2 protein-coding genes are annotated in these 5093 nt (G+C 39.9%); both read right to left on the bottom strand.

The window, feature by feature from the left end; genetic code table 11:
- Positions 1–976, bottom strand: a 976-nt coding sequence (locus tag HMPREF2837_RS07775) for an SIALI-17 repeat-containing surface protein (RefSeq protein WP_083306461.1), incomplete at its 3' end; no start/stop codon positions are given.
- A 41-nt stretch (positions 977–1017) separates the two neighbouring features.
- A partial coding sequence (locus tag HMPREF2837_RS07770; RefSeq protein WP_075230809.1) for a ZmpA/ZmpB/ZmpC family metallo-endopeptidase occupies positions 1018–5093 on the bottom strand: 4076 nt, incomplete at its 5' end.

Genomic DNA, 5093 nt, shown 5'->3' with positions numbered 1-5093 from the left:
CAACAGCTTCGGGTAATGCCGGTTGAACTTCCGGCTCGCCTTTGTCAGTCACAATAGCTTCCGGCAACGCTGGTTGAACTTCAGGTTCTACAAGGTTTGTACCTATTGGTTGCGTATAGTCAGGCTTCTCATACTTAGGAGCATCGTCTGGGACTGTGCCTACTGGTGCAGTGTACTCTGGTTTCTCTGATTTAGGTGCTTCGTCAGGCACTGTACCCACTGGTTTAGTGTATTCTGGTTTCTCAGCTTTAGGTGCTTCGTCAGGCACTGTGCCAACTGGTTTAGTATATTCTGGTTTGTCTGCTTTAGGTGCTTCGTCAGGAACCATCCCCACAGGTTGAGTGTATCCTGGTTTTTCATGAACTTCGGGCTCAACCAGATTACCACCAACTGGTGCTGTATGTTCTGGTTTTTCTGCTTTAGGCGCTTCATTAGGGATACTTTGAATTTCAGATAATGGGACATTTTTTGTCCCCTCATCTTTATGTTGAATTTCTGAAATTGCTTCATCATTAAGTGGTAAGTATCCAATATAACGATATCCAGCAATTTGAACTACTCCTTCATTACTTGGAGCTTTCAAAGGATTGCTTATATCGAGAGCTTGCATACTAGAAAGACTAATCAGTCCGACAGTAGTAACTAAGAACAAACTACTAACTTTTTTCTTTTTATGAACCAAAAGAACTAAACTACCAATAGCTAATAGACCTAAAGCTGTAAGCACAGAAGTCGATGAACCTGTCGCAGGAAGAGCTTCCTGCTGATAAATAAGAGCATAAGTTGCTTCATTATCAGTAGGAATTCCTGCTTGAATCTTGCTTAGTTCTTCCTTTGTCAGAGCGCTTTTTTCAATGTAATGATAGGTAGAAGCATGAATGACTGACGGTGCAACCAAGATACTTCCGAGTAAAACTGAACCAACAATCCCACAGATTTTTCGGATTGAAAACCGTTCTTTTTTAAATAATGACAATCGTAATCACCTTCTTTAATTTTATTTCCTAATAGTAAACACTATTTTTTATTCTTAAAAATTGAACTTCTAAAATCATCAGTTTGATTTAGATAGGCCTTAAACACTGCTCTCTTTAACTTATGAACTGCACTATCATATTCTGGATTATAGTTGTCCCAAGAATAACGATTCTCATCTGCATCCTTACGGACAGCTTCGTCCATTAATCGCTGCAGTTCTTCTACACTATGAATCGTCTTTCTTGCAAAACTTGCCCAAGATTTAGTTGGATCGTTGAAGGTAACCTTTTTCAAGTTTCTAAACTGATCCACCCGTTCTTGGTACATAGCTTTCTTGAAATCCGCCCAAGAAGAATACTTCCCTTCAAATACCTTTTCCAAAACAAGATCATCTGTCACCAATCCTCGTTCTTTACCATAGAGATTGATGGTTTTACCGTTTTGTTTGGCAACTTCTTCGTATTGGTTTGAGATATAAGGTACCATTCCATCCTTAAAGCCTTTGGCAGCCAGAAGTTCATAAGCTATCCTACGTCCCATCAAATCACCCGGAGTTCCCTTACTGCTCAGAGCCGAATAGATTGGGGCAAAGAGTTTAATCGTATAGTAACCGTTTCTTTCATATTCCCCAGACTTATATTCACGAGCTGACAAGATATTATTTTTAATTAAACTATCAAAGGTAGTCAATTTTTTGGCATCTTCTTCTGTCAGATTTTGTACTACGTTAGTAGCGTAAACCTCATTTCCATCTGCAGGATCTTTCACGTATTTATTCTCGATTTTTCTCAGGGCCGTCATTTTCTGATAAGCATCTAACTGTTTCACGATAGATTGCCCTTCGAGATATTCCAACATGTAAACGACATCAAACATATTGTGGACGTAGTTCTGAAGATCTGCTGCATTATTAAATCTTGTAGTTGGATCAAGCACTTGCAATCGCTGACCTTCTGTACTATCTGATGTTTTATGTTTCAAGATAGAGTTTATGGTAATGGTTGCATCACTTGGTTGGTCAGGAGCTTGCAATAAGCCTTTTGCGAAGAACTCTGGTCCTAAGCCACTTCTTCGACCATAGCCACCAAGGTAAATATCCTGATCTGAATCATGTGTCATCTCATGGGTATAGGTGATAGCTCCATTCTTATCTAACATACGATAGGACATATAGTAAACGCCATCTCCAGTTGCATAAGCACCATGATGATTGTGAACTACTTTATTCCCCACTGGACCAAAGAAATTCTTCATCGCCGGATTGGTACTATCAAACTTAGCCTCAACTGTGGCTTTTCCAGATGTTGTATCATCTCCAAACTTATAGGCATCATAAAGTAGAATTGTACGATAGAGTTTTTCACGTCCTTCTTTATCTAAAATGCGATACCAATAATCATAGTGATCTCGTTGACGTTTGGCTGTCTCACGCGCGTTTTCTTCAACAAAATCATTGAGATTCTTGCCTGCTTTGTGCTCACTATTGCGGTAACGATCATAAGCTCCAAATCCTAGACTAGACATGGTCGAGATGACAAAGACTGATTTCTCTGGCAAGGTTAGGAGCGGCAAGACCATATTGCGGTATTTCCATGTGGCACTACTAATGCGATCATAAACACCAATAGAATACTTGGTACCAACTAGTCCTTGCTTCGTTTTCACCTCTTCGATATTGGATTTTTCTTCGACAATGTAAGCCTTGGTCTGTGATTTAAACCAGTCATTATTGCTTTTGTCTGGTAGAAAGACTTTTCGGTAATTTTCCAACGTGCTAAACAAATCTGTCGTTCCATGATGGCTGGCAAGACTGATAGCATAAGTATCGACATTGTTTTTAGCAAGAAGATTGTTAAAGCCAGATTTACCTAACTCAATCAGAGTATCTAATGGTGAAGTATTTCCTTTACCAAAGAAGTCCGGATGATACATAACTAGGTCTTTGACATTCACTTGACCATAGCTAAAGTTATACCAACGTTCTAAATAAGTTAAACCGAGTAGTAAGGCTTCCTTATTGTTCTTGATTTTATCTACAAGATAGCCTCTGGTAACTGAGTTGTCACCAGCAAGTCCAGCATCTGCTGACAAGAGTTTTTTCAAACTGTTTGCCAAATCTTGTTTTGTTTTGGCGAACTGGTCTTCCAGATAGAGCTCAGTTTGCTTGACATCTGGAGAAATTCCGAGTGTCTTTCTGATAGCATCCGACTTATAGTCAACCTTTTGTAAGTCAGGTACGACTTGCTTAATGATAGAGTCTTGGTCATACAAGAATTGATTTGGAGTGTAGAGGAGTCCTGTATCCCCTAAACTATATTCTGCTAGCTTGGCAAAATCAGTCTGGTACTTGAGATCAAGCTTCTCAGATGAATGGTCCTGATAGTGAAGCAAGAGTTTATTTGCAGTCTGTTTGTTAGAAACAATATCTGTGATTACTTGGTCATCCTTCATCATAACTGCGGACAAGAGTTCTTTTTGATATAAGAGACTGTTCTCCTTGACCAGGTTTCCGTATTTCACGATGGTCGCCTTGTTATAGAAAGGTAACAATTTTTCAATGTTCTTATAAACCAAAGCACGGTTAGCTTGATAATGCTTCACCTTAGAAAAATCACTTTCTTTACTACCACTTGTTGAAAGGGGCTCCACTGTTGGAGGAGTGAGAGGATTGATTTCTGCTTTTTTATTAGTCACTTCAGAAGCATCTAGCATTGTTCCTCTTTCTTCAAAGGATTCTTTGCTGACGACTTCATCCCTAACTAAGGTTACATTGTATACTCTGTTCGCCTTGCTGCTGAATGTGTCCTTCACCTTCATTCCATTGTAGTGGTAACCGGTAATAGCATTTCCGTTGGTTACATGGACATCACTGAGAACATTGGTCAAGCTTCCAGCATGCTGTTCCTCATTCGTCTTTCGATCCCACAAATATCCAGCCACACCCGCAACTCTACCAAAGTGCTTGACATTGTTGATATCACCTTCCGCATAACTGTTCTGTATATGCGCATCTTGGTCTACTAGACCTGCTAGCCCACCAACAGTCTGATCTGAACTATTGGTGTTGGATGAAATGGCTACTGTCGCTTTTGATTTAGTCAGTGAAGCTTTGTTTCCTGTCAAATGACCGACCAGACCACCGATATTATAGGCAGCAGTTGTTTCATAGGTATTGACAATTCTTCCCTTGAAACTACTCTCTGTGATGCTTGATTGGTCTGCCTTAGCAAGCAATCCACCGATACCACGTTCTCCAGCCAGAACACCATCGATATGAACTTGTTTAATCTTTGTGTTATTCTGAGCTTCATTTGCCAGTGAAGCAATATCATTTTTCCCTGAAATAGTAACATTTTTTAGGCTCAGTTTTTCTACTGTAGCACCACTCAAGTTTTCAAACAGAGGTTTTTTCAAGTTATAGATAGCATACTTCTTACCATCTTTTTCACCAATCAACTGACCAGTAAAGGTGCCCTTGATATAGGATCTTTCATCAGGACCAAGCTCCACTTCGTTAGCATTCAGGCTGGCCGCTAAATGATAGGTTCCAGAGGGATTTTGGTTTATAGCTTTGACCAGATTACTAAAGGAAGTAAAGTTTGTCTTTTCCTCTTTAGACTTCTTATCGAGGTAGAAGGTGAAATGGTCGACATATTTATTGTTCTGCTCTTGCTGGAGTTTCTCAGCCTTAGCTGTAATTTTGTAAACTGGCTGACCATTTCTTTCCTCTTCAGTTATTGAGGAGACTGGCAGATAGACATCTTTAAATGCCGAAGATTTTACCTTGACAAAGTAATTATCCGTATTCTTTGGAATTCCATCCAATGAGATATGTTGTTTATAAGTCCCATTCGTCTGGCTGTACAACTCAATATCCGAAACATTTCTTAATTCGAGTGTTTTTTCTGGATCCTGCTCTTTCGTTTTTTCAGTCGGAATATCTGGCTTTACTTGATCAATATCACCAGTGTATTCTGGAAGTGGGGCTACCTGTTCAGGCTCACCTTTGTCAGTTACAACAGCTTCTGGCAACGCTGGGTGAACCTCTGGTTCGCCTTTGTCGGTTACGACAGCCTCTGGTAACTCTGATTGGACTGCAGGTTCACCTTTGTCAG

It is taken from the genome of Streptococcus sp. HMSC071D03 (genome assembly GCF_001812125.1).
In the GTDB taxonomy this organism is placed as follows: Bacteria; Bacillota; Bacilli; order Lactobacillales; family Streptococcaceae; genus Streptococcus; species Streptococcus pseudopneumoniae_N.
This window is presented reverse-complemented; position numbering and strand designations above follow the sequence as displayed.